Annotated in this window: 22 protein-coding genes; 18 read left to right on the forward strand and 4 right to left on the reverse strand. The window is 67.0% G+C overall.

Translation table 11 applies throughout. The features are described from left to right. Nucleotides 1-4 precede the first annotated feature (4 nt). Nucleotides 5-274, reverse strand: a complete 270-nt coding sequence (locus J7654_RS11925) for a hypothetical protein (protein ID WP_209736147.1) — start codon at nucleotides 272-274, stop codon at nucleotides 5-7. A 134-nt stretch (nucleotides 275-408) separates the two neighbouring features. On the opposite strand from J7654_RS11925, the gene J7654_RS11930 reads away from it, so the two are divergent. The 6 genes from J7654_RS11930 to J7654_RS11955 all read left to right on the forward strand — a co-directional run bounded on the left by J7654_RS11930 (nucleotide 409) and on the right by J7654_RS11955 (nucleotide 9,411). Further along, nucleotides 409-1,059, forward strand: a complete 651-nt coding sequence (locus J7654_RS11930) for a protein-L-isoaspartate O-methyltransferase family protein (protein WP_209736148.1) — start codon at nucleotides 409-411, stop codon at nucleotides 1,057-1,059. Nucleotides 1,060-1,308: 249 nt separating this feature from the next. After that, the gene (locus J7654_RS11935; RefSeq protein WP_209736149.1) at nucleotides 1,309-2,688 is read left to right on the forward strand and encodes a TolC family outer membrane protein; all 1,380 of its coding nucleotides are present in this window, start codon (nucleotides 1,309-1,311) and stop codon (nucleotides 2,686-2,688) included. A gap of 175 nt (nucleotides 2,689-2,863) precedes the next feature. Beyond that, entirely contained in the window at nucleotides 2,864-3,628 is a 765-nt protein-coding gene (locus J7654_RS11940) for a PopZ family protein (RefSeq protein WP_209736150.1), read from the forward strand. 114 nt (nucleotides 3,629-3,742) lie between these two features. Further along, nucleotides 3,743-6,523: a valine--tRNA ligase gene (locus J7654_RS11945; RefSeq protein WP_209736151.1), complete on the forward strand. Its 2,781-nt coding sequence runs from the start codon at nucleotides 3,743-3,745 to the stop codon at nucleotides 6,521-6,523. A 296-nt stretch (nucleotides 6,524-6,819) separates the two neighbouring features. Further along, the gene (locus J7654_RS11950; protein WP_245195483.1) at nucleotides 6,820-8,187 is read left to right on the forward strand and encodes a long-chain fatty acid transporter; all 1,368 of its coding nucleotides are present in this window, start codon (nucleotides 6,820-6,822) and stop codon (nucleotides 8,185-8,187) included. A 420-nt stretch (nucleotides 8,188-8,607) separates the two neighbouring features. Then, on the forward strand, nucleotides 8,608-9,411 hold the full coding sequence (locus tag J7654_RS11955; RefSeq protein WP_209736152.1) for a tetratricopeptide repeat protein: 804 nt from the start codon (nucleotides 8,608-8,610) through the stop codon (nucleotides 9,409-9,411). Nucleotides 9,412-9,414: 3 nt separating this feature from the next. On the opposite strand, the gene xth is transcribed toward J7654_RS11955, so the two are convergent. Both xth and erpA read right to left on the reverse strand, forming a co-directional pair. Beyond that, entirely contained in the window at nucleotides 9,415-10,203 is a 789-nt protein-coding gene (gene xth, locus J7654_RS11960; RefSeq protein WP_209736153.1) for an exodeoxyribonuclease III, read from the reverse strand. A gap of 14 nt (nucleotides 10,204-10,217) precedes the next feature. Then, nucleotides 10,218-10,562 carry an iron-sulfur cluster insertion protein ErpA gene (gene erpA / locus J7654_RS11965; protein WP_245195484.1) on the reverse strand — a complete coding sequence of 115 codons (345 nt, stop codon included), beginning with the start codon at nucleotides 10,560-10,562 and terminating at the stop codon, nucleotides 10,218-10,220. A 118-nt stretch (nucleotides 10,563-10,680) separates the two neighbouring features. Between erpA and J7654_RS11970 the strand changes: the two genes are divergently transcribed. From J7654_RS11970 to J7654_RS12020, 11 genes are all read left to right on the forward strand, one after another. Next, a complete protein-coding gene (locus J7654_RS11970; protein WP_209736154.1) occupies nucleotides 10,681-11,895 on the forward strand; it encodes a deoxyguanosinetriphosphate triphosphohydrolase in 1,215 nt (404 codons plus the stop codon). Nucleotides 11,896-11,978: 83 nt separating this feature from the next. After that, nucleotides 11,979-13,724 (forward strand): arginine--tRNA ligase, encoded by a 1,746-nt coding sequence (gene argS, locus J7654_RS11975; RefSeq protein WP_209736155.1) that lies wholly within the window; start codon nucleotides 11,979-11,981, stop codon nucleotides 13,722-13,724. 108 nt (nucleotides 13,725-13,832) lie between these two features. Then, on the forward strand, nucleotides 13,833-15,296 hold the full coding sequence (locus tag J7654_RS11980; RefSeq protein WP_209736156.1) for an SPOR domain-containing protein: 1,464 nt from the start codon (nucleotides 13,833-13,835) through the stop codon (nucleotides 15,294-15,296). An 89-nt stretch (nucleotides 15,297-15,385) separates the two neighbouring features. Beyond that, entirely contained in the window at nucleotides 15,386-16,408 is a 1,023-nt protein-coding gene (gene nagZ, locus J7654_RS11985; RefSeq protein ID WP_209736157.1) for a beta-N-acetylhexosaminidase, read from the forward strand. 158 nt (nucleotides 16,409-16,566) lie between these two features. After that, the gene (locus J7654_RS11990; RefSeq protein ID WP_209736158.1) at nucleotides 16,567-16,803 is read left to right on the forward strand and encodes a twin-arginine translocase TatA/TatE family subunit; all 237 of its coding nucleotides are present in this window, start codon (nucleotides 16,567-16,569) and stop codon (nucleotides 16,801-16,803) included. A gap of 34 nt (nucleotides 16,804-16,837) precedes the next feature. Beyond that, nucleotides 16,838-17,302: a Sec-independent protein translocase protein TatB gene (gene tatB / locus J7654_RS11995; RefSeq protein WP_209736159.1), complete on the forward strand. Its 465-nt coding sequence runs from the start codon at nucleotides 16,838-16,840 to the stop codon at nucleotides 17,300-17,302. Then, complete coding sequence (tatC, locus tag J7654_RS12000; protein ID WP_209736160.1) at nucleotides 17,299-18,114, forward strand: twin-arginine translocase subunit TatC; 816 nt, start codon at nucleotides 17,299-17,301, stop codon at nucleotides 18,112-18,114. The genes tatB and tatC overlap by 4 nt, the downstream gene beginning before the upstream one ends. Nucleotides 18,115-18,163: 49 nt before the next feature. Next, a complete protein-coding gene (gene serS, locus J7654_RS12005) occupies nucleotides 18,164-19,447 on the forward strand; it encodes a serine--tRNA ligase (RefSeq protein ID WP_209736161.1) in 1,284 nt (427 codons plus the stop codon). Beyond that, a complete protein-coding gene (surE, locus tag J7654_RS12010; protein WP_209736162.1) occupies nucleotides 19,447-20,208 on the forward strand; it encodes a 5'/3'-nucleotidase SurE in 762 nt (253 codons plus the stop codon). Before serS ends, surE begins: the two co-directional genes overlap by 1 nt. Nucleotides 20,209-20,223: 15 nt before the next feature. Next, entirely contained in the window at nucleotides 20,224-20,865 is a 642-nt protein-coding gene (locus tag J7654_RS12015; RefSeq protein WP_209736163.1) for a protein-L-isoaspartate(D-aspartate) O-methyltransferase, read from the forward strand. Between the two features lie 96 nt (nucleotides 20,866-20,961). Next, on the forward strand, nucleotides 20,962-22,203 hold the full coding sequence (locus J7654_RS12020) for a M23 family metallopeptidase (RefSeq protein ID WP_209736164.1): 1,242 nt from the start codon (nucleotides 20,962-20,964) through the stop codon (nucleotides 22,201-22,203). Between the two features lie 67 nt (nucleotides 22,204-22,270). On the opposite strand, the gene J7654_RS12025 is transcribed toward J7654_RS12020, so the two are convergent. Then, complete coding sequence (locus J7654_RS12025) at nucleotides 22,271-23,125, reverse strand: ATP-binding protein (RefSeq protein WP_245195485.1); 855 nt, start codon at nucleotides 23,123-23,125, stop codon at nucleotides 22,271-22,273. A gap of 123 nt (nucleotides 23,126-23,248) precedes the next feature. On the opposite strand from J7654_RS12025, the gene yajC reads away from it, so the two are divergent. Then, nucleotides 23,249-23,590: a preprotein translocase subunit YajC gene (gene yajC, locus J7654_RS12030; RefSeq protein ID WP_209736165.1), complete on the forward strand. Its 342-nt coding sequence runs from the start codon at nucleotides 23,249-23,251 to the stop codon at nucleotides 23,588-23,590. Nucleotides 23,591-23,704 lie beyond the last annotated feature (114 nt).

The raw sequence follows: 23,704 nt of genomic DNA on the forward strand, positions 1-23,704 counted from the left end.
TCCGCTAGTTCGTGCGGCCGGCGAGGCAGCGGTCATAGGCCCGGTCGGCCGTCGCGCGTGCCCTCTCTCGCGCAAAGCCACGGGCCCCGAAGCCTTCGCCGCGCTCGGTAAGGTCCTCGACGGTGTTCAGATAGGTCTGTTCCGCGTAATGCTCGCAGAAGGTGGGCGGGCGCTCGGTGACGGCGAAGGTGCCGTAGGTGAGCGATGTCTGTGCCGCGACGCATCCCGACAGCGCGGCGGCGAGAGGCAGGATCATCAGGATCGGGCGGGGCATGGCGGCTGTTCCTTCCAGCGTTCCCGAAGGGAGGTAGCGCCCGTGTTCGGCGATGTCATGTCGCGCTTGCCTGCGTGGCGAGCGCCGACTAAGGGAACAGCGACGGAACGGCGCTCGGAAAAGGGGTCTCCCTGATGAACTTCGCCCAGGCACGCACGAAGATGGTCGACAACCAGATCAGGACGACCGACGTCACCGATCTGGAGTTGCTGCGCGCCTTCCTGACGGTCCCCCGCGAGCGTTTCGTGCCGGAGGCGCGCCGCGAGCTGGCCTATATCGGCGCCGATGTGCCGCTGGGCCGCTCCCGCTTCCTGATGGAGGCTTCGCCTCTGGCCAAGCTGCTGCAACTTGCGCAGGTGCGGTCTGGCGAGCGAGCGCTCGATGTGGGCGCGGGCCTCGGCTACGCCACAGCCGTTCTCGCCGAAGTTGGGGCATCCGTCGTCGCTCTCGAGGAGGACGAGGAATTGGCGCAGCGGGCGCAGGAGGCTCTCTCCGCGTCGGCGGCCGGCGCATGGGAACTGGCGCGCGGGCCGCTGAACGCGGGCTGGAGCGCTGGCGCGCCTTACGACGTGATTCTCGTAGAAGGCTCGGTGGACCGGGTGCCGCAGGTGCTGTTCGACCAGCTCGCCGACCGCGGTCGGCTTGTTGCCGTCATCGGCCACGGCAATGCCGGAATGGCCAAGCTGTTCGTGAAGGACGGCGATCTCGTCTCGGACCGTTTCGGCTTCAATTGCAGCCTGAAGCCGCTTCCCGGTTTCGTGGAAAAGCCCTCCTTCGCGTTCTGAGCGGCACCGGGGGGCCGGTCCTGTATGCTGACGGCCACACCGGCCGGGAAATAAACAATTCTTAACGAACGAAAGGCTGGCGCAATCAATCTGGTTGATGTCAATCATTCGGACGAGTGCGCGCGCTTGGGGTGCCCGCTCGCTTTTGGAGCCGGGGTCGCTTCTTCGGCTTCACGGTAATGAGGGGATACAATGCGCAAGAAACTGTGGCTTACGTCGGCCCTGTGTGCTGCTCTTCTTTGGAGCGGAATGGACAGCGTGCAGGCCGAGACGCTGCGTGGCGCATTGGCGAAAGCCTACGCGAACAGCCAGACGCTGAACGTGTCGCGCGCGCAGCTGCGTGCCACGGATGAGAATGTGCCGCAGGCGCGAGCCGGCATGCGGCCCTTCATCAGCGCCTCGGGTGGCGTGCAGGCCAGCCGCTCGCGCCTTTCGCTGAGCGATAACCGCCCGAACACGACCGGCCGCTCGGAACAGCTCTCGGCCGGTATCCAGATCAATCAGACGATCTTCGACGGCTTCCAGACCCCGAACAATGTGAGCGCGGCTCAGGCGCAGGTGCGCGCCTCGCAGGCCAACCTCGCCAACACCGTGCAGAACACGCTGCTCGACGCCGTTGCCGCCTTCATGAATGTGCGCCGCGACAGGCAGATCGCCGCCTTCCGCCAGCAGAACCTGGCGTTCCTTCGTGAGCAGGTTCGCGCGGCCGATGCCCGCTTCGAGGTGGGCGAGGGCACGCGCACGGACGTGGCGCAGGCGCAGTCCCAGGAAGCGCTGGCCACGGCCCTTCTGAACAGCGCGCTCGCGCAGGTCGCCGTCAGCGAGGCGACCTATCTCGACGTGGTGGGAGATGTGGCCGGGGATCTGGAGTCCGCCTCGCCGCCGCCCGAGCGCTTGATGCCGACTTCCGTCGCGCAGGCGCTCCAGATTTCGCAGGCGGAGCATCCGGCGATCCAGGCCACGCTCTTCGCCGTGGAAGCCGCGTCCTTCCAGGTGAAGTCGGCCGAAGGCGCCCTCCTGCCGCAGATCACCATCTCCGGCTCGGTGGACAACACTTATGCACTGAGCGAATCGAGCGGCACATCCAGCAGCTTTTCCGATCTGCCGGGGGTGAACCCCAACGTCCTGACCCAGAATCAGGTCTCGGCAACGGTGGGCGCGCAGCTCACGATCCCGATCTATCAAGGCGGGCAGGCATCGTCGCTGGTGCGCCAGGCCAAGGAGGTGCTCGGGCAGCGGCGCATCGAGGTGGACAGCATGCGCGACCAGGTTCGCGCGGCCGTCGCCCAGTCCTGGGCCCAGCTTCAGGCCGCGCGCGCCAATGTCACCGGCTACCGCGCCCAGCTCGAGGCGGGGCGGCTCGCGCTCAGCGGCGTCACGGAGGAGAGGGCCGTCGGCCAGCGCACCACGCTCGACGTTCTGAACGCGCAAGAGGACGTGATTGCCGCACAGATCCTTCTCGCGGGGTCGGAACGCGACGTGATCGTGGCGGCATATGAGCTTCTGTCCGCCATCGGCCGGATGGAGGCCACGCAACTGGCGCTGAACACCGAAATCTACGATCCGGAAGAGCACTACCAGCAGGTGCAGGACAAGTGGCACGGCCTGCGCACGCCCGACGGGCGCTGAGGCTCGCACGGTCCCGTCACTCCCGCCTGCTTCGCGAAAGGCCCAATCGTTAAAAAATCCTTGTCGATAGCCGGCCGCAGGGCCGCGCGGGGATTCATCCGCGCCGGCTTTGCGTCTAGCCTTCTTCTTGTGATTCGCCGGGCGCCCCCGCGCTCTGCCGATGGAGGCCGATTGCATGACGAGAGCCAGCGCTGCCCAGGAGCCGTCGATGGACGAGATCCTCGCCTCCATCCGTCGCATCATCGAGGGCGGCGAGGAGGCTGGGGAGGCGCGCGCGCAGGAGCGGCGGCCTGCCGTGGAGCGCCTGCCGGACGGCGGCGGCGCCGGCAATCTCCTGGCCCGGCTGCGCCCGGCCACCGGGCCGAGCGCCGAGGATGGCGGGCTGGCGCCGGAAACAGGCAAGGCGGCGGCCAAGCCGGTCGCCGAGAACCCCAACCCCGTGCCGATGCCCCGCGACTGGCTGGACGATGAGGACGACCTCGCCTCGCGCCTTGCCGACGAACTCGCCTCCGAAGACCTGATGTGCCTTCACGAGCGGGCGGCGAACGAGCCTCTTTCGCCCGCACGCCCCGAGACGGGCGCTTCGGCCCCGTCCGGCCTCATGGAGGAGGCGGCCGTCGCCCCGGCTTTCGTGCCGGCCAACAGCGATGACCGGCATATGAGCGAATTCCGCAAGGCCGTGATCGACGATGCCTTGGGCCCCGAGCGGCCCGAGCCTGCCTCGCTCGTGTCGACCCACACCGGCGAGCTTGTGGGCGCGTCCTTCGACGAGCTCGCCGAGGCGATCCGCGAGGGGCATCTGCGCTCCATCGAGGAGATGGCGCAGGACATCCTTCGGCCGATGCTGCGCGAATGGCTCGACGACAATCTGCCCCGCCTGGTCGAGCGCCTCGTGCGCGAGGAGATCGAACGCGTGGCGCGGGGCAACGGCCGGCGCTGAGCGAGGGCCTTGGCGGCCGTTTCGCCCTAAATGAAGGGGGAGGGCCAGCGCTTCGTTGACAGGTTCGAAAGCTTCCCTGTAACGGCAGGCCCATGGGATCAATGGGCCATTGTGATGATTGAGAAGACCTACGACGCCGCTGCGGTCGAAGCACGCATCGCCGAGCTTTGGGAGCGCGCCGATGCGTTCCGTGCCGGCGCCGGCGCCAGGGAGGGTGCCGATCCCTTCTCGATCGTGATTCCGCCGCCCAACGTTACCGGCTCCCTCCACATCGGCCATGCGCTGAACAACACGCTTCAGGACATCCTCGTGCGCCATCGGCGCATGCTGGGCCAGAACGTGCTCTGGCAGCCCGGGCTGGACCATGCCGGCATCGCCACCCAGATGGTCGTCGAGCGCCAGCTCATGGAGCGGCAGGAGCCCAACCGCCGCGCCATGGGGCGCGAGGCTTTCGTCGAGCGCGTGTGGCAGTGGAAGGACGAGTCGGGCGGCGCGATCCTGAAGCAGCTCCGCCGGCTGGGCGCCTCCTGCGACTGGTCGCGCGAGCGCTTCACCATGGACGAGGGCCTGTCGAAAGCCGTGCGCAAGGTCTTTGTCCAGCTCTACCGCGAGGGGCTGATCTACAAGGACAAGCGCCTTGTCAACTGGGACCCGAAGCTGCGCACCGCGATTTCCGATCTCGAGGTCGAGCAGCGCGAGATCAAGGGCCATCTCTGGCACATCCGCTATCCCGTGGAAGGCGAGAGCTACAACCCGGCGGACCCGGCGACCTTCATCACGGTGGCCACCACGCGTCCCGAAACGATGCTGGGCGATTCCGGCGTCGCAGTGAACCCGGAGGACGACCGCTATCGCGACCTCGTCGGCAAGATGGTGCGCTTGCCGCTGATCGGGCGGCTGATCCCCGTGGTGGCCGACGATTACGCGGACCCGGAAGCGGGCTCCGGCGCGGTGAAGATCACCCCGGCGCATGATTTCAACGACTTCGAGGTGGGCCGGCGCAACGATCTGGCCTCCATCAGCGTGCTCGCGCCCGACGGCACGGTCGACCTGCGTGACAATGCCGAGTTCCTGGAGGGTCTGTACGAGGCCGACCGCGAACGCGCCATCGGCATGTTCCAGGGCCTGGATCGCTTCGCCGCCTGCGCCCTTCTGGTCGACTGGCTGGATTCGGAGGGCTACCTGGCCAAGGTGGACGACCATGTCCACATGGTGCCCCATGGCGACCGGGGTGGAGTTCCGATCGAGCCTTACCTGACCGACCAGTGGTACGTGAACGCCGCCGAGCTCGCGCGGCCGGCGCTTGCCAGCGTGCGCGAGGGGCGCACCAGCTTCGTGCCGAAGAACTGGGAGAAGACCTATTACGACTGGATGGAGAACATCCAGCCCTGGTGCATTTCGCGCCAGCTCTGGTGGGGCCACCGGATCCCGGCCTGGTACGGGCCCGACGGCGAGATTTTCGTGGACGAGGAGGAGGATGCGGCCATCGCGGCGGCGCTGGCTCACTACGTCCTGAACGGCACCATCACGCGCGAGACGGCCGAGACCATGGCCGAGGACCCCCTGGCCCGCGAAGGCTTCCTGACGCGCGACGAGGACGTGCTCGACACGTGGTTCTCCTCCGCGCTCTGGCCGTTCTCCACGCTCGGCTGGCCGGACGAGACGCCTGAGCTCGCGACCTATTATCCGACCGGCGTCCTCGTCACCGGCTTCGACATCATCTTTTTCTGGGTGGCCCGGATGATGATGATGGGCCTGCATTTCATGGAGGAAGAGCCCTTCTCCACCGTCTATGTGCACGCTCTGGTGCGCGACAAGACGGGCGCGAAGATGTCGAAGTCCAAGGGCAACGTCATCGATCCGCTCGACCTTATCGACGAATTCGGGGCCGACGCCTTGCGCTTCACCCTCGCCATCATGGCGGCGCAGGGCCGGGACGTGAAGCTCGACCCGCAGCGCATTGCGGGCTACCGGAACTTCGGCACCAAGCTTTGGAACGCCACGCGCTTTGCCGGGATGAACGGGGCGGTGCACGACGTGCATCTCAAGCCGGATGCGCTCTCGCTTCCGCTCAATCGCTGGATCGCCACGGAGTTGACGCGCACCGTCCGCGAGATGGACGGCGCGCTGGCAGCGTTCCGGTTCAACGACGCGGCCTCGGCCATCTACCGCTTCGTCTGGAATTCGTTCTGCGACTGGTATCTCGAGCTGGCGAAGCCCGTCTTCGCCGAGGGCGATGAGGCGGCGCAGGAAGAGACGCGGCGCGTGACCGGCTTCGTTCTCGACCGCATCTTCGCCCTTCTCCATCCCTTCATGCCCTTCATGACGGAGGAGCTTTGGGAGACGACGGCGCCGGCGAACGAGCGCCGTCCGTCCCTGCTCTGCCATGCGAACTGGCCAGCCGTTTCCTTCGAGGATGACGAGGCGGCGGCCGATATCAACTGGCTGATCGAGATTGTCGGCGCGATCCGCTCCGTGCGCGCGCAAATGAACGTGCCCGCCGGCGCGCAAGCCCCGCTGGTGGCGCTGGCGCCGGACGCCGAGGCTTGCGCGCGGCTGGAGCGACATGCACCCGCGCTGAAGCGCCTCGCGCGCCTCGATGCGATCTCGCAGGCCGATGTCGCGCCTGCCCAGTCGGCCCAGATCGTCGTGGCGGGCGGGCGCTACGCGATCCCGCTCGCCGGCATGATCGACGTGGACGCCGAGCGCGCCCGCCTTCGCAAGGCGGAAGCAAAGGCTCGGGACGAGATGGCGCGAATCGACAAGAAGCTCGCCAACGAACGCTTCGTCTCCAACGCACCGGAGGAAGTGGTGGAGCAGGAGCGGGAGAAGCGCGCCGGATACGAGGCGGAAGCAAAGGCGCTCGCCTCCGCCTTGGCTCATCTCGCAGGATAGAGCCGCTCCGGGCCAAGCGGTCGCTGTCACATTCCTGCCACGACCGGGCACCTTCCGTTTACGGAAGGTGCCTCCTTCGCGCGTCCTCATACGGCTTAATCAGCGAGAAACAGAATTACACAACAATAGGTTGGTGACACATCCGAACCATTTGCATGAGGATCGCACGCCTCTTGCCGGTTCCGGTGGAACGACTCCAGCCTATTTGCAAGCGCCGTTGCCCCGCATACCGTTGCTCCCGCGCCGGAGAAAAGAGGAAGTTCTCCCGCGCGACAATCTTGGGAGGATCGGGGATCATGAAGATTATCGCGAAGTTGACGGCAGGGGCGGGCCTCGCCGCGCTGGCTTTGTCGGGAGCGGCCCATGCGGGCGGCTTCCAACGCGGAACGGCCGACACGGACATTCTTTTCGAGCCCGGTTCCTTCTCGACGCGCGCGACCATCTCCTATGTCGAGCCGCGGCGCGGCTTCACCTCGATCAATGGCGTTTCCGGTGATTTCGGAGACTATACGGGCAATTACACGATCCCGAGCTACGCCGTGAAATTCGGCGGCGACCAGTTCGCGTGTTCCGGCGCCTTCGTGGAAACCTTCGCCGCTTCCGCCGATTACACCGGCTCGCCTGACGGAGCTCTTCCGCTCCAGCGCTCCAGCGCGTTGACCACGTCGCGCACGCGCTCCATCGATTTCGATTCCAACGAGGTGAGCGCCACCTGCCGGGTCAGCTACACCAGCGACATGGGCCGGTTCAGTCTGCTGGGCGGCATCCTGTTCGAGGACTTCAACTTCGACGGCTCCAGCTTCGGCTTCCGCAACCTCAACCCGCAGCTCGCCGCCACCAGCCCGCAGGGGGCGGCCCTCGTTTCCGCCGTCACCGGGCTGCTTCCGGGCGCGCAGATCACGCTGCCAACGCTCGTCGACGTGGAGAATCGCGGCGAGTACAAGGCAGGCTACCGGCTGGGCATCGCCTATGAGCGGCCGGAGATCGCGCTGCGCGTGCAGGCGATGTACCGCTCCGAGATCGAGCATGACGACATTGCCGGTTCGGGCACCGTGCAGGTGACGGGGCCGGCCTATGTGACTCTGAACGGAACGAATGTCCCGCTTCCGCCAGTGCTGGCGAACACTATCGCAAACGCGGTGGCCGGCACGTTCCCGACCGGCACGGTCATCCCGGTCGCCTCGGAGCTGAACACGGCGACCAGCCCCCAGAGCTTCACGATCAACGCCCAGACCGGCATCGCGGAGGGAACCCTCCTTGTCGGCTCGTTCCGCTGGACGGACTGGAGCACCAATCGCGTCGTGGTGAACACCATCGGCAACCCGCTCATCGGCAGCTCCGCGAGCGAGCAGCCCTATTACTGGCGCGATGGCTACACGGCGAGCCTGGGCATCGGGCGCGCGTTCAACGAGAATCTCTCCGGCCTGGTAGCGATCGGTTACGATCGCGGCGTCTCGACCGGGGCGGACACCACCTATACTGACCTCTACACACTCTCCGGCGGCCTCGGCCTGCGGCACGGCTTCGCCGAAATTCGTCTCGGCGGCCTGATCGGCTACTGGACGGACGGGGAGCAGTCGATCGATCGCGGGGCCTATTTCGACGCCGCCGTAGGGGACGATTGGGTCTACGGCGCCAACGCGTCGTTGAAGCTGACGTTCTGAAAGCCCGCCGGCGGCGGACCTTGCGAACTGGAAAGGCGCGCTCTGGTCGGCGCGCTTTTTTTTGACTGCCGCAGGCATTCGCTAAGCACGTCGGCGGTATTGTGGAGACGAGGCAACACTCGCGCGGTCGCTTGCAGCAACCGTCGCGCGACTGCTGGACACGCCGTGCTGCCGCCATAAACGGAGCCCAGCAAAGCCGAAGCTGAAGCAATGCTGAACGGCGCGTCGGGGGATTTGCCGTTCAGCGGCTCGATGGACATGGAGGCGAGGGGACGATGGACGCACGTTGGATCAAGCCGGGCCGGCCGTCCCGCCGGAGCGCAACCGTTGCGCCCTTGCCGTCCCGTCGCTTTCCTTCTGCCGCCTCGCCGGCCTTTATGACCGGGAGCATCCTCTCGCACCTCATGGGAAGGTTTCGTCATGCGCGGGTGTGAGCGGCTGGCCGCGGCCGGGCTCGTGATCGGCCTGTGGCTCGGCGCGCCGGCGCCTGCGGCGGCGCTCGATATCGTTCCGGCGGGCGAGGCCTCGACGGGCGAGATCTTCAGCCTCGGCTTCAGCGCCTATAAGCGTGGCGCCAAGGTGGAGGCCTTCAAGGCATTGAGCCTGGCCGCGGAGAAGGGCCATGCCGGTGCGCGCTGGAAGCTGGGCCAGATGTTCGCACAGGGCGACGGGGTCGACGAGGACGACTATCAGGCCTTCAAGATGTTCGAGCGGATCGTCCGCGATCAGGATGACGACCCGTCCTTCACGCCCAACGCGGCCTATGTGGCAAGCGCGGTCGTGGCCCTGGCCGGCTACCTGCGCGACGGCATACCGAACTCGCCCGTGATCCCCGACCTCGTTCAGGCGCGCCAGCTCTACAGCCATGCCGCCTCCTATTTCGGCGATCCCGAAGCGCAGTTCGAGCTGGGGCGGATGCTGCTGGCGGGCGAGGGCGGCAAGTCCAACCCGCGCCAGGCGGCGCGCTGGCTCCAGCTTTCCGCCCGCAAGGGATATGCCAAGGCCGAGGCGCTTCTCGGCTACCTCCTCTTCGAAGGCAAGCCGATCGCCCACCGGGCCGAGCCTGCGCGCGGTCTTGCCATGCTGACGCGTGCGATGCAGGCGGCCTCGCCGGCCGAGCGCGAATGGATCAGGCCGTTGCAGGAAGAGGCGTTCTCGCTCTCCACCGAAACGCAGCGGCGAACCGCACTGGTCCATCTGGAGCCGCTGGGGCAGGGCCAGTAAGCGTCAGGCCGCCAGGTCCACTACCACCGGCACGTGATCGGAGGGCTTTTCCCAGCCCCGGACATGCGAATCGATGCCGACCGAGCGCAGGCGGCAGGCTGCTTCCGGCGAAAGCAGCAGATGGTCGATGCGGATGCCGTTGTTCTTCTGCCAGGCGCCGGCTTGGTAATCCCAGAAGCTGTAGAGCCCGCCGCGCTCGTCGGCCGCCCGCAAGGCATCGATCAGCCCGAGATTGACCAGCCGCCGAAATGCGCCCCGGCTTTCGGGCTGGAAGAGGGCATCCTGCGTCCACGCCGCCGGGTTCCGGGCGTCCTTCGGATCGGGAATGACGTTGTAGTCGCCCGCCAGCACCAGAGCCTCCTCGGCCGCCAGCCGGTCCCTCGCATGCCGCTCCAGACGCTCCATCCAGCGCAGCTTGTAGGCGAATTTCTCCGTGCCGAGCGGATTACCGTTCGGCAGATAGAGAGAGGCGATGCGCGCCGTTCGGGTGCCGAACGGGTAGACAGCCTCGATGAAGCGGGCGTGATCGTCGGTCTCGTCGCCGGGCAGCCCGCGCTCCACGCTTCCGGGCAGGGGCGGCGCGCGGGAGATAAGGGCGACGCCGTTGAACCCCTTCTGGCCATGCGTCTCCACATGCCAGCCGCGCGCCTCGATCTCCTGGCGGGGGAAGGTCTCGTCGACGCTCTTGATCTCCTGAAGGCAGGCAACGTCCGGCGAGCGCTCGTCCAGCCACGAGAGAAGGGCGTCGAGGCGAGCCTTGACGCCGTTGATGTTCCAGGTGGCGATGAGCACGTGCGGGAAATGCCTTAAATGGAGAAGCTGGTGCCGCAGCCGCAGGACGCGACGGCATTCGGGTTCCTGATCTGGAACGAGCGCCCCATCAGATCGTCCACGAAGTCGACGACCGAGCCTTCCAGATAGGCAAGCGAAACGGGGTCGATGAACACGCGCGCCCCGTCCCGCTCCAGAACGAGGTCGTCGCCCTCGGCTTCCTCCGCCAGGTCGTATTTGTAGGAGAAGCCCGAGCATCCGCCGCCTTCGACGGAGATGCGCAGCGCGCTCTTCTCGTTCTCCTTGGCGAGGATCGCGGCGATCCGCCGGAAGGCGGCGTCCGACACCACCACGGCTCCGGTCTCGATGGTCTGGCTCATGGTAAGGCTCCGGCCCGCCCGGAGGCAGCCGGCCTCTTGTTGTTGCAGGGCTTGCCTTAAAGTATGGACGGCAGCTCTGCCGGTCAATCGCAACCGGTGACGGAAAGGGCATGGGAAATTGGCAGGCGACGTCAGTGGGCAGATCGGTCTGGGACGCGAGCCGCTGGCGCGCTTCGCCTGCGATCACAGGCTTTCGCGGGGGCGGCTGTGCCCGGAGCCCGAAAGCAGAACCCGGACCGCCTTCCAGCGCGACCGCGACCGCATTGTGCATTCCACCGCGTTCCGCCGCCTGAAGCACAAGACGCAGGTCTTCGTCGCCTATGAGGGCGACCATTATCGCACGCGCCTGACACACACGATCGAGGTCTCGCAGATCGCCCGTGCCTTCGCCCGGGCGCTGCGCCTCGACGAGGACCTGACCGAGGCCATCGCGCTCGTGCACGATTTCGGGCACACGCCCTTCGGCCATGCCGGCGAGCGGGCTCTTCATGCCCGGATGGCGCCGTTCGGCGGTTTCGACCACAACGCCCAGGCCTTGCGGATCGTGACCGCGCTGGAACGGCGCTATGCCCAGTTCGACGGGCTGAACCTCGCCTATGAGACGCTCGAAGGGCTGGTCAAGCACAACGGCCCGCTGACGGGCGTCCATGCGACGCAGGGCGAACCCGTGCCGCGCCCGATCGTCGACTTCGACGCGGCCTGTCCGCTCGATCTTGATCGCTTCGCCAGCCTGGAGGCGCAGGCGGCCGCCATCTCCGACGATATCGCCTACAACACCCACGATCTGGACGACGGGCTGCGCGCGGGGCTGATCGGGATCGAAGACCTGAACGAGCTCGACCTCGCCGGGTCCATCGTGCGCGAGGTGAGGGCGGCCTATCCGGGCCTCGATGAGGTGCGCACCGCGCACGAGATCATGCGCCGGCACATCACGCGGATGGTGGAGGACGTCATCTCCTCGTCCCTCGCCCGGATCGAGGAGGATGGCATCGACAGCCTGGAGGACGTTCGGCGCGCATCGCGAACGCTGATCGACTTCTCGCCGGAGATGCGGGAGGCCGTTTCCCGGACGAGACGCTTCCTTTTCGACAGGGTCTATCGGGCGCCCGGCGTGATGCATGTCATGGGGCGTGCGCAGGCCATCGTCGGTGATCTGTTCGACCTGTACTGCGCCAGCCCTTCGGAGATGGCGGCGGGCTGGCGTGAGGGGGCCGAGGGGCTCGACGATGAAAAGCGCGCCCGCCGCGTGGCCGACTATCTGGCCGGCATGACGGACAGCTACGCCCTGGCCGAGCACCGCCGCTTGTTTGACGCAACACCCGATTTGCGTTAGGCGCGCCCGTTGCCCCGGTGGCTGCCCCGCGCCCTGCGGGACGCTCGACGCCGCCTTGGAGCCTCTCAGTTTCAGGAATCGCGATGAACATCTTCGCCGACTTCGAGCAGCGCATCCGCGAAAGCGTCGAAGCGACTCTCGCTGCTTTGGAAAAGCCCTCCGCCGATCTCGCCAGGCTCACGGTCGAGCCGCCGCGCGATCCGAGCCACGGCGATCTGGCCACCAATGCTGCCATGGTGCTGGCCAAGCCGCTCGGCCTCAAGCCGCGCGACCTGGCGCAGGCTCTGGCCGAGCGGCTGCGCGATGACCCCGACGTGGAAACGGTGGATGTGGCCGGTCCCGGCTTCGTCAACCTGCGCCTCAAGAATGCCTACTGGACGAACCATCTGGCCGCGCTTCTCGAGGCGGGGGGTGATTACGGCAAGGGCGCGCCCACCGGCCGCAAGGTCAATGTCGAGTATGTCTCGGCCAACCCCACCGGGCCGCTGCATGTCGGCCACTGCCGCGGCGCGGTGGTGGGAGACGCCATCGCCAACCTTCTGGCCTATTCGGGCCACGAGGTGGTGAAGGAGTATTACATCAACGATGCCGGCGCGCAGGTGGAGGTTCTGGCGCGCTCTGCCTATCTGCGCTACCGCGAGGCGCTGGGCGAGGAGATCGGCGAGATTCCCGCCGGCCTCTATCCGGGCGACTACCTGAAGGCCGTGGGCGTCGCCCTCGTCATCCGCTACCAGAAGACGCTGCTCGACATGGAGGAGGGCGAGTGGCTGCCGCTCGTCAGCGCCTACGCCATCGACGCGATGATGATGTCGATCCGCGACGATTTGAAGGCCCTCGCCATCAAGCAGGACGTCTATTTCTCGGAAAAGACGCTTCACGCGGGCAATGGCGGCAAGATCGCCGACGCCATCGCAGACCTTCGCGAGCGCGGCTTCGTCTATCAAGGCACGCTGCCCCCGCCCAAGGGGCAGCCGCCGGAGGATTGGGAAGACCGCGAGCAGACGCTGCTGCGCTCCACCGAGGTGGGGGACGACATGGACCGGCCGCTGATGAAGTCCGACGGCAGCTATACCTATTTCGCCGCGGACGTGGCCTATTTTGCCGACAAGTTCGCCCGCGATTTCGACGAGATGGTCTATGTGCTGGGCGCGGACCACGGCGGCTACGTCAAGCGGCTGGAGGCGGTGGCCAAGGCCGTTTCGGGCGGCAAGGCGCATCTCGACGTGGTGCTGTGCCAGTTGGTCAAGCTTTTCCGCAACGGCGAGCCCGTGCGCATGTCGAAGCGGGCCGGCGAGTTCGTGACGTTGAAGGACGTGGTGGACGAAGTCGGCCGCGACGCCGTGCGCTTCATGATGCTGTTCCGCAAGAGCGACGCCCCGCTCGACTTCGACTTCGCCAAGGTCACGGAGCAGTCGAAGGACAATCCGGTCTTCTACGTGCAGTATGCCCATGCCCGCGCCTGTTCGATCCGCCGGCAGGCGCTGGCCGAGGGGATCGATGCCGAGGCGCCGCTGGATGCCGGGGCGCTCGCGCTTTTGACCGACGAGGGCGAACTCGCGCTCATCCGCAAGCTGGCCGAATATCCGCGCCTGGTGCAGGGCGCGGCGGCGGCCAAGGAGCCGCACAGGCTCGCCTTCTACCTCTATGACGTCGCCTCCGCGTTCCACTCCCAGTACAACCGGGGGAAGGACGAGCCCTCTTTACGTTTCGTTAAGGTTGACGAGCCGATAATGACCTCGGCGCGCCTCGCGCTTGTCAGGGCAGTGGCCCTTGTCGTGGCCTCGGGCCTCGAACTTGTGGGCGTCGAGGCACCCGACGAGATGCGGTGACGGATCACGCTTTGACCACGATCCTCGCCTAGCGCTCGAACGATGAAGGCGGCTCGCGCGCTGGGCGTCGCGGAGCCTGATGAGGGCGGGGTCTCTTCGATGAAGGGCATGAATAGCGAAGGTCCGGTGCACGGCGGCGAACCTCTGGGTTTCGCCCATCAGCCGGGCCGCCATGCGGCCGGGCAGGACTTGCGCCCGGACTTCGCCTACGAGGCGCGCCCCGGTGGCGACTTCGCCCATCACGAGCTTCTGGATACCGGCTGGCATGGCGATGCGGCGCCGCGCGCGCGGGGCCATTCGCCGTTTTCCGGTGCGCCGTCGGACGCCGACGAGGCCTTTCTCGGCCTGGCCGAGCCCGCCACGCCGCGCGATACGCGGCCCGTGGAATCGGGCGCCTTCGTTCCTGAGCGTTTCGAGCCGGAGCCGGAGGCGGCGGCCCGCTCGCTCGATGATTTCGATCAGCTCATCGCAAGCGAGATGGCGGCCATGCGCGCCTCTCCCGTTCAGGCTCCGTATGAGGAGCCTGTGCCGCAGGAGTATGAGGCGCATTTTTCGGGCTATGAGGTGGCCCAGCCCGCCGCCGTGCCGCATGCGGCGGACGAGGCGCGTCTTCGCATCTTGCGCCAGCCGCCCCGTGGCCGGCGCGCGCTGGCGCTGGGCGGCGGCGTGGCCGCGCTGGCGCTCGTCGGCCTCTTCGGCGCCTATGCGGGGCTCGGCGGGGGCATGACGGCCGGCGGCGAGCCCGTGCTCATCAGGGCCGACGCCGATCCGGTGAGAATGGCGCCGCAGGAGCCGGGCGGCCGGGTGATTCCCAACCAGAACAAGGCCGTCTACGAGCGCGCCGCGCGCGGGGGCGCACAAGCCGGTCCCACGCAGCAGATGCTGATCACCGCGGCCGAGGAGCCGCTGGACATCGACATGGACGACCCGGACAGCAACCTGCCGGGCGTCATGGTCGGCGTGTCCGACGTGCCCTCCATGATCGAAGTGGCGCAGGCCGAGGAGCCGGCGCCGGTGCCGGAGGCGCTCCAGCCGCGCCGCGTGCGCACCTATGACGTGCGCCCGGACGGCACGCTCGTTCCGCGTGCGGAGCCCGAGACCGTCATGGCGCCGGCCGAAGGCGCCTCTTCGGCGCAGACCTTTGACCCGTCCGCGCCGATGCAGCCGAGTGCGCCGCTCGTGGTCGGTGCCGAGCCCGCCGCGCGCGCGCCCATGGCGCCCCCGGCCGTCGCGCCCCCTGAGGCAGCGCCCGCAGCCCCCGTTCCGCAGCCGAGCGCCGCCCCGGCGGAAATGGCCGCGACGCCCGCCGAGCCGCCCGCGCCCGCCTCGGGCAACTTCTTCGTGCAGATTTCTTCCCAGCCGAGCGAAGCCCTGGCGCGGGAGTCGATGGCGACGCTTTCCACCCGCTACGCCTCGGCCATCGGCGGGCGGCCGCTGGCCATCCAGTCGGCCGAGATTCCCGACCGGGGGACGTTCTACCGCGTGCGGATCGCGGCCGAGACGCGAGAGGAGGCGAACGCCGTTTGCCAGAACCTTCAGTCGGCAGGCGGAAGCTGCTTCGTGACGCGCTGACGCTTGGCGTCGGCGCTGTCCTGTCCTCCCGCTTCCCCGCGCCGCGCGGGGCGGCGCACCAATCCTCGTCTCCTCGCGAAAGTGCTTCCATGAATGGGTCGAAAGCCTGGATCGCCGGTTGTGCCGGGCGCAGCCTGAACCGGGACGAGCGCTCTTTCTTCGCGGACGAGCGCCCCTTCGGCTTCATCCTGTTTCGCCGAAACATCGCCGAGCCGAATCAGCTCAGCGACCTCGTGGCCGAGCTGAAGGATGCGGGCGGGGGCGATCTGACGCCTGTCTTCGTCGATCAGGAGGGCGGGCGCATCCAGCGTCTTCGCCCGCCCCTTGCGCCGAACCGGCCCGCCGCGGAAATGATCGGCGCGTTGTTCAGGCGCGACGAGGAGGCGGGCCTTCGAGCCGCGTGGCTCCATGCTCGCCTGCTGGCCGCCGATCTGATGGAATACGGCATCAACGCCAATTGCGTGCCATGCCTCGATGTTCCGGTGGAGGGCGCGCACTCGGTGATCGGCGACCGGGCCTATTCGAGCGAGCCGCAGATCGTTGCCGAACTGGGCCGGGCGGCGGCGCAAGGCACCATGGCGGGGGGCGTTCTTCCCGTCATGAAGCACATCCCCGGCCATGGCCGGGGCAACGCCGACAGCCACGAGGAACTGCCTTTCGTGGATGCCGCGCGGGGCGAGCTGGAGGAGCACGACTTCCCTCCTTTCGCCGCCCTGCGCGACCTTCCGGCCGCGATGACCGCACACATCCTGTTCCGCGCGCTGGACCCGCTCTGGCCCGCCACGCTTTCCCCAGCCATTATCGAGGAGGTGGTGCGCGGAACGATCGGCTTCACGGGCCTGCTGATGACGGACGATATCTCGATGAAGGCGCTGAAGGGCGACTTCGCGCTTCGATCCCGCCAGGCGATCGAGGCGGGCTGCGATGTCGTGCTTCACTGCAACGGCGACTTTGACGAGATGCGCCGGGTCGCTGCCGGCGTGCCGACTCTCGAGGGCGATGCCGCGCAAAGAGCCGGAAAGGCGCGTGATGTGATCAAGGCCGCTCCTTCCACGGACGATGTCCAGGCCTTGGGCGAAGAGTTTTTGGAGCTGACAGCCACGATGGCGTGATCGCCGCCGTCCCATCCTCGCCATGAAACCGTTCTAATTCCTCGAAAAAGAACGTTGCGCCGGTCAACTTCGTTGATCTCGGCGCCGTTCTCGTGTTTGACAGGCCGGAACCGGTGGCGCCACATCGCGCCGCGTGCTTGGCCGATTAGGAGGATACCATGGGTAGCTTTAGCATCTGGCATTGGCTGATCGTCCTCGCGGTCGTGCTTCTTCTCTTCGGCCGTGGCAAGATTCCCGAGCTGATGGGCGACGTGGCCAAGGGCATCAAGAGCTTCAAGAAGGGCATGTCGGACGACGACGTCCAGACGGCGCAGGAGCGCCGCGCCCTTGAGGAGCGCGAGGGCGACGTTGTCGTGCGCGACACGACCACGGCCCCGGAAAAGAGCCGTCTTTGACCGCTGCTTGTGTCTGAGCGGAAGCTGAAGCGCGATGTTTGAGATCGGTTGGATCGAGCTGCTCGTCATCGCGATCGTGCTGATCGTGGTGGTGGGCCCGAAGGACCTGCCGGGAATGCTGCGCACCTTCGGCCGGACGACCGGCCAGTTGCGCCGCATGGCGGGCGACTTCCGCCGACAGTTCGACGACGCCATCCGCGAGGCCGAGCTGGACGAGATCCGCAAGGCGGCGAACGAGGCCAGGAAGCTCGACCCGACGAGCGACATCCGCAAGGCGATGAACCCGATGAAGGCGGTGGGCGATGAGATCCGCTCGTCGCTGAAGGCTGCCGCCAAGGCGCCGGAGCCGCGCGTGCCGCCGGCCGACGAGGGGGCGAAGCCCGCTCCTGCCGCCGAGGCCAAACCCAAGGTGCCGGCCGAGGCGGAGAAGGTCGAGGCTGCGGCGCCCGTTGCCGAGCCCGCCCGGCAGGGCGAGCGCCGTGCTGGAGATATGTCTTGAAGAGAGCGGGCGAAGACGAGATCGAGGCATCCTCCGCGCCGTTGATCGAGCATCTGATCGAACTGCGCCGGCGGCTCATCTGGGCGCTGTCTGGTTTCTTCGTCGCATTCCTGATCTGCTTCTTTTTCGCCAAGCAGTTGTTCAATCTCCTGGTTGTTCCTTATCAGGTCGCCACCTCCTGGGCCGGCCTCGATGCCGCGAGCGTCGAGCTGATCTACACCGCGCCGCAGGAATTTTTCTTCACGCAGGTGAAGATCGCGGCCTTCGGCGGCTTCTTCCTCGCCTTTCCGATCATCGCCATCCAGCTCTACAAGTTCGTCGCGCCCGGGCTGTACAAGGAGGAGCGCGGCGCCTTCGTGCCCTTTCTCGTCGCGACGCCGCTCCTGTTCCTCGTCGGAGCCGCGCTGGTCTATTTCTTCTTCACCCCCATGGTGATGTGGTTCTTCCTCTCGATGCAGCAGGCCGGAGGGGACGGGCAGGCGACGATCGCGCTTCTGCCTCGCGTGTCGGAATATCTGTCGCTCATCATGACGCTGATCTTCGCCTTCGGCCTGGTGTTCCAGCTACCCGTGGTCTCCTCGCTTCTGGTGCGGGCCGGGATGGCGAGCTCCGAGGGGCTGGCCGGCAAGCGAAAATATGCCATCGTCATCGCCTTCATCGTCGCGGCGGTCATCACGCCGCCCGATCCGCTCTCGCAGATCGGCCTTGCGATCCCGACCATCCTTCTCTACGAGGTCTCCATCATCACGGCCCGGATGATCGAGAAGAAGCGAGCCGAACGCCTCGCGAGCAAAGAGGCGCTGGCGGACTGAACCCTGTTCGCGCCCGCCTTCTCGGCCGGGCCAGGAGCGGACGGGAAACATGCTCGATCTCAAATGGATACGAAACGATCCGCAAGCGCTGGATGAGGCGATGTGTGCCCGTGGCGCCGAGCCGGTATCGGCGCGTATCCTGTCTTTCGATGCCGAACGCCGGCAGCATCTGACCGAGCTTCAGACCCTTCAGAGCCGCCGCAACGAGGCCTCGCGCGAGATCGCCGCCGCCAAGGCCGCGCGCGACGAGGCGAAGGCGCAGGCGCTGATTGCCGAAGTCGCCGACATCAAGGCGAAAATCCAGGAGGGCGAGGAAACGGAACGGCGGATCGACGCCGCCTTGGCCGACCTTCTGGCGCAGGTTCCCAACATACCGCTTCCTGACATTCCCGTCGGGGAGGACGAGGAAGGCAATGTGGAGGCGCGCCGTATCGGCGAAAAGCCCGTCTTCGATTTCGCGCCCAAGGAGCATTTCGAGCTCGGCGAGGCGCTCGGGCTCATGGATTTCGACCGGGCGGCGCGCATGTCCGGCTCGCGTTTCACTGTGCTTCGTGGCGATCTGGCGCGGCTGGAACGCGCGCTCGGGCAGTTCATGCTGGATTTGCATACCCGCGAATTCGGCTATGAGGAGATTTCCCCGCCCTTGCTCGTGCGCGATAACGCGCTGTTCGGCACCGGGCAGCTTCCGAAATTTTCCGAGGATCTCTTTCGCGCGGGTGATGCCCATTGGCTGATCCCGACGGCCGAGGTCTCTCTCACCAACCTCGTGCGCGAGGAGATACTGGAGGAGGCGGCCCTGCCGCTCCGCTTCACGGCGCTGACCCCTTCGTTCCGTTCGGAGGCGGGCTCCGCAGGACGCGATACGCGCGGCATGTTGCGCCAGCACCAGTTCTACAAGGCCGAACTGGTCTCGATCACTACCCCCGAAACCGCGCTCGATGAGCATGAGAGGATGACGGCGGCGGCCGAGGAGGTGCTCAAGCGTCTCGGCCTGCATTATCGCGTCATGACCCTGTGCACCGGCGACATGGGCTTCTCCTCGCGCAAGACCTACGACATCGAGGTCTGGCTGCCGGGACAGGACACGTTCCGCGAAATCTCGAGCTGCTCTGTCTGCGGCGATTTCCAGGCGCGGCGCATGAATGCGCGCTACCGGGCCGAGGGGGAGAAGCAGCCGCGCTTCGTCCACACCTTGAACGGCTCGGGAACGGCGGTCGGCCGAGCCTTGATCGCGGTGATGGAGAACTATCAGCAGAGCGATGGCTCGATCGCGATCCCGCAGGCGCTGCGCCCCTATCTGGGCGGGCAGGAGAGAATCGGAAAGTTGGCCTGATGCGCATCCTTCTGACCAATGACGACGGCATCCATGCCGAAGGGCTGGAAAGCCTGCGGCGCATTGCCGAAAAGCTGAGCGACGACATCTGGATCGTCGCGCCGGAAACGGACCAGAGCGGCCTGTCCCATTCGTTGACGCTCTCCTCGCCCTTGCGGCTGCGACGGATCGAGGAGCGCCGCTTCGCGCTGTCCGGCACGCCGACCGATTGCGTGATCATGGCCTTGAAGAAGGTTATGCCCGGGCCGCCGGACCTCGTCCTGTCCGGTGTCAACGCCGGGCAGAATATCAGTGACGACGTGACCTATTCCGGCACCGTCGCCGGCGCCATCGAGGGAACGATGCTGGGCCTGCGCTCTATGGCGTTGAGCCAGGCTTTCCGCCCCGAGAGCGACCGCGAGGCACTCTGGAACACCGCCGAGCGCTTCGCGCCGGACGTGATCCGCAAGCTGATGACGGTGGACGCGCCGCAGGGCACGCTCTTCAACGTCAACTTCCCGGCGGTGGAGGCCGATGCGGTCAAGGGCGTCAATGTCACGCGGCAGGGCAAGCTGGATTACAGCCTCGGCATCGAGGAGCGGCAGGACGGGCGCGGTTTTCCCTATTACTGGCTGAAATTCGGGCGCCAGGCAGGGCCGGAGATCGAGCGTTCGGATATTGCGGCGCTTTTGGCCGGCTATGTGTCGGTCACGCCCCTGCAACTCGACCTCACCGACCATGCCCTGCGCGAGGAAATGGCCTCCCTCTTCGACGGCGCGTAAGGGCGCGTGCGGACCATGGAGCGCGATCGCGAGGATCTCGCCGCCTTCATCCTGCGCATGCGATCGCGCGAATCTTTGCCGGTGCGCCTCTTCGAGGCCATCGAGCAGGTGCCTCGGCGCCTCTTCGTGCCTAAGGGCATTGCAAACGTCTATGCAGATCAGTCATTTCCGCTGCCGTGCGGGGAAACGATGCCGAGTGCGGCGCGCGTGGTGAGCGCCGTCGCCGCGCTCAAGGTTCAGCCCGATAGCCGGATTCTGGAGATCGGCACCGGCAGCGGCTACGCCACGGCGCTGCTGGGGCGCCTCGGCGCGCGCGTCGTATCGCTGGACCGGTATCGCACGCTGGTCGACGAGGCGCGCGAACGCTTGTCGAGCCTTGGTCTCGTCAACGTGACCCTCGTTCCCGAGGATGGAAGCGAAGGCTATGGGCCGGGCGCGCCCTACGACCGCATTCTCATCAACGGCGCGATCGAGGCGGTGCCCAGGGCGTTCCTCGACCAGATGGCCTCGCCCGGCATCCTCGTCTGCGCCGTGGGACCGGCCGAGGGGGAGCAGGTGCTGACCCGCCACCACAAGGCCGGAAGCCGGTTCGAGACAGAGCTTCTGGCGAGCGTGCGCACGCAGGCCCTGAAGCCCGGTGTCGCCGCTGTCCTTTGAAGTTTTCGTTTCACGCCGCGCCCAGTCTTAACGCCCCGGTAAGATTAACAGTGTTCAATGCACCAAGGGTCGTATTGCGTGGGGACGGGGACTTCGATGGGTGAAGGCGTCATGAGAGTTCTGCGGCAGCGGTGGGTGCGCTCGGTGGCGGTGGCTTCGCTCGCCGCGGTCGCGGCTGGGTGCAGCAACGACGTGGCGCGCCTGAACGACGGCTTCTATACCGGGGCCATTCCGTCGCAGACGCAGCAGGCGGCAGCACGGGTCGATCCGTCGAGCACCGGCTCGATTCCATCCCCGGATGTCGGCGCATACGGCGCCGCCGCCCCGACCTATTCCAGCGCCGCGACGCCCTCGGTTTCCCGCTCTCAGCTTCCGCCGCCTCCGGGCGCGCCGGCCGCTGCCTACCAGCAGGCGCCGCAGCCGGGCGAGATGGCGAGTGCGTCCTCCATGCCGCCATCCTCGCCGGCGCCGGTCGCCAGCGCTGCAAACACCGTGCCGCAACAGCGCCCGGCAACCCCGCCGGCCGCGGCCTCAACGCCCGCGCCTGTCGCAACGGCCGCCGCTTCCTCCGCGCCGGCTGCCTCGAACGGACGGACTGTCACGGTTCAGTCGGGGGATTCGCTCAATGCGATCGCCCGCAGGGCGGGTGTCAGCGTTTCGGACCTGCGTGCCGCCAACGGCCTTGCCAGCGACAATATCCGCATCGGCCAGACACTGAACCTGCCTTCGGGCGCCGCCAATACGCAGGTCGCGGCGCTGGGTGCGCCCGAGACCACGCTGCAGGCCCAGGCGCAGCAGGTGCAACAACCTCCCGCCGCCCCGGCCCAGGCCGCGCCAGCCCAGCCGGCCCCGGCTGCGCCGGCGGCTTCAGCCGCGCCCTCCGCGCCTGCCGCATCCGCGCCGGCGGCCAGCAGCGTGGCGAGCGAGACGCAGGTTGCGGCCATCGCGCCGGAATCCACAGGCATCAGTCAGTTCCGCTGGCCGGTGCAGGGCCGCGTCGTGCGCGGCTTCGGGGACCGTGTTGGGTCGCGCCGGAACGATGGCGTGGATATCTCCGTCCCGCGCGGAACGCCCGTCAAGGCGGCCGAAAACGGCGTCGTCATCTATGCGGGCGAGGGGCTGAAGGAGTTCGGCAAGACCGTTCTGGTCAAGCACGATAACGGCCTTGTCACCGTCTACGGCCATGCCGACGAGATTCTGGTCGAACGCGGGGCGAATGTGCGCCGGGGACAGGATATCGCGAAAGCCGGCATGACGGGCGATACCGACGTCCCGGTCCTGCATTTCGAAGTGCGCAAGGATTCGACGCCGGTCGACCCGATGGGGTTCCTCGGCTGATCGAGCCCCGCGGCGTGAGCTGAAGAAAAGGCCGGCTCCCCTCGGGGGCCGGCCTTTCCGTTGCGTGTCAGTCGAGGCGCACGCCTCTCGCGGCCGCGAAATCCTGGACGAACTGATGGGCGACGCGGCCGGAGCGGTTTCCGCGCGTCACCGCCCATTCCAGCGCCGCGCGTCGCGCTTCCTCCTCCTCGGCTTCGATGCCGTAGGCGGCCAGATAACCGAAGACCATGGCCAGATAGTCGTCCTGCGAGCAGGCGTGAAAGCCGAGCCACAGGCCGAATCGGTCCGACAGCGAAACCTTCTCCTCCACGGCCTCGCCGGCCATGATGGCGGTGGACTGCTCGTTCTCCATCATGTTGCGGGGCAGGAGATGGCGCCGGTTCGACGTGGCGTAGAACAGGACATTGGCCGGTCGCCCCTCGACGCCTCCCTCCAGCGCGGCCTTCAGCGACTTGTAGGACGTGTCGTCATGATCGAACGAAAGGTCGTCGCAGAAGAGGAGGACGCGCTCGCGCGACGCGCGCAGATGCACCATGAGCGCGGGAAGGGCGTCGATATCCTCGCGGTGGATTTCAACGAGCTTCAGTGGCGTCTGCAACGTGTTCACCGCCGCATGGGCGGCCTTCACCAGCGAGGACTTGCCCATCCCCCGCGCGCCCCACAGAAGGGCGTTGTTGGCCGGCAGGCCGGCGGCGAAGCGGCGGGTGTTCTCCAGGAGAATCGTCTTGCTGCGCTCGATCCCGGCGAGGAGGTCCACCGGCACGCGGCTCACCTTGTGAACCGGCCGGAGACCTGCCGGAGGCTGGTAGACGAAGCAGTCGGCCTGAGAGAGATCGGGCACCGTTTCCGCCGGGGGCGCGGCCCGCTCCAGCGCATCCGCGATGCGCCGCAGGGCTTCCAGCAGCTCCGCCGCCTTGTCCATGGGCCATCCTCCGTTCATCCGCCGGCCGGGAAGGGGCCCGGCTGTCTGTTGCATTCGGGGTGACCGTTCGTATATTGCGCGCAACTCGTAAAGAGCTTCGTTTCCAGTATCGTAGGAGAAGTCATGTTCGTGTCCCCGGCATTCGCGCAAACCGCAGGTGCGGCGGGCGGAACTGAGAGTATCCTCATCACGATCCTGCCCTTCGTGGCGGTGTTCGCGATCATGTATTTCCTCATCATTCGCCCTCAGCGGCGCCAGATGAAGAAGCGTGAGGAAATGCTGAAGAACGTTCGACGCGGGGATACGGTGATCACCGGCGGCGGCATCGTGGCAAAGGTCACGAAGGTGATGGAGAACGGCGAGGTCGAGGTTCAGATCTCCGAGCAGGTCAAGGTTCGTGTTCTCCAGTCGATGATCGCTGACGTACGTGTGAAGGGCGAGCCGACCGCCGCGAACACGAAATAGCCGCCGTGCGGTTGAAAGACTGAACGGCTCGCCCGACCTTCGGGCGGGCCGTGCCTTATCCTCATGCGGCCGAAGGCAGGGACCCGTCGCCCCGCATCCTGACCCATTATCGGG

This window comes from Aureimonas populi (genome assembly GCF_017815515.1).
Taxonomy (GTDB): domain Bacteria; phylum Pseudomonadota; class Alphaproteobacteria; order Rhizobiales; family Rhizobiaceae; genus Aureimonas; species Aureimonas populi.

Excerpts from the sequence above, each read along its gene's own strand:
- J7654_RS11925 (WP_209736147.1), bottom strand. The coding sequence starts at position 274 with ATGCCCCGCCCGATCCTGATGATCCTGCCTCTCGCCGCCGCGCTGTCG.
- J7654_RS11930 (WP_209736148.1), top strand. The coding sequence starts at position 409 with ATGAACTTCGCCCAGGCACGCACGAAGATGGTCGACAACCAGATCAGG.
- J7654_RS11935 (WP_209736149.1), top strand. The coding sequence starts at position 1,309 with ATGGACAGCGTGCAGGCCGAGACGCTGCGTGGCGCATTGGCGAAAGCC.
- J7654_RS11940 (WP_209736150.1), top strand. The coding sequence starts at position 2,864 with ATGACGAGAGCCAGCGCTGCCCAGGAGCCGTCGATGGACGAGATCCTC.
- J7654_RS11945 (WP_209736151.1), top strand. The coding sequence starts at position 3,743 with ATGATTGAGAAGACCTACGACGCCGCTGCGGTCGAAGCACGCATCGCC.
- J7654_RS11950 (WP_245195483.1), top strand. The coding sequence starts at position 6,820 with ATGAAGATTATCGCGAAGTTGACGGCAGGGGCGGGCCTCGCCGCGCTG.
- J7654_RS11955 (WP_209736152.1), top strand. The coding sequence starts at position 8,608 with ATGCGCGGGTGTGAGCGGCTGGCCGCGGCCGGGCTCGTGATCGGCCTG.
- erpA (WP_245195484.1), bottom strand. The coding sequence starts at position 10,562 with ATGAGCCAGACCATCGAGACCGGAGCCGTGGTGGTGTCGGACGCCGCC.
- argS (WP_209736155.1), top strand. The coding sequence starts at position 11,979 with ATGAACATCTTCGCCGACTTCGAGCAGCGCATCCGCGAAAGCGTCGAA.
- J7654_RS11980 (WP_209736156.1), top strand. The coding sequence starts at position 13,833 with ATGAATAGCGAAGGTCCGGTGCACGGCGGCGAACCTCTGGGTTTCGCC.
- nagZ (WP_209736157.1), top strand. The coding sequence starts at position 15,386 with ATGAATGGGTCGAAAGCCTGGATCGCCGGTTGTGCCGGGCGCAGCCTG.
- J7654_RS11990 (WP_209736158.1), top strand. The coding sequence starts at position 16,567 with ATGGGTAGCTTTAGCATCTGGCATTGGCTGATCGTCCTCGCGGTCGTG.
- tatB (WP_209736159.1), top strand. The coding sequence starts at position 16,838 with ATGTTTGAGATCGGTTGGATCGAGCTGCTCGTCATCGCGATCGTGCTG.
- serS (WP_209736161.1), top strand. The coding sequence starts at position 18,164 with ATGCTCGATCTCAAATGGATACGAAACGATCCGCAAGCGCTGGATGAG.
- surE (WP_209736162.1), top strand. The coding sequence starts at position 19,447 with ATGCGCATCCTTCTGACCAATGACGACGGCATCCATGCCGAAGGGCTG.
- J7654_RS12015 (WP_209736163.1), top strand. The coding sequence starts at position 20,224 with ATGGAGCGCGATCGCGAGGATCTCGCCGCCTTCATCCTGCGCATGCGA.
- J7654_RS12020 (WP_209736164.1), top strand. The coding sequence starts at position 20,962 with ATGGGTGAAGGCGTCATGAGAGTTCTGCGGCAGCGGTGGGTGCGCTCG.
- J7654_RS12025 (WP_245195485.1), bottom strand. The coding sequence starts at position 23,125 with ATGGACAAGGCGGCGGAGCTGCTGGAAGCCCTGCGGCGCATCGCGGAT.
- yajC (WP_209736165.1), top strand. The coding sequence starts at position 23,249 with ATGTTCGTGTCCCCGGCATTCGCGCAAACCGCAGGTGCGGCGGGCGGA.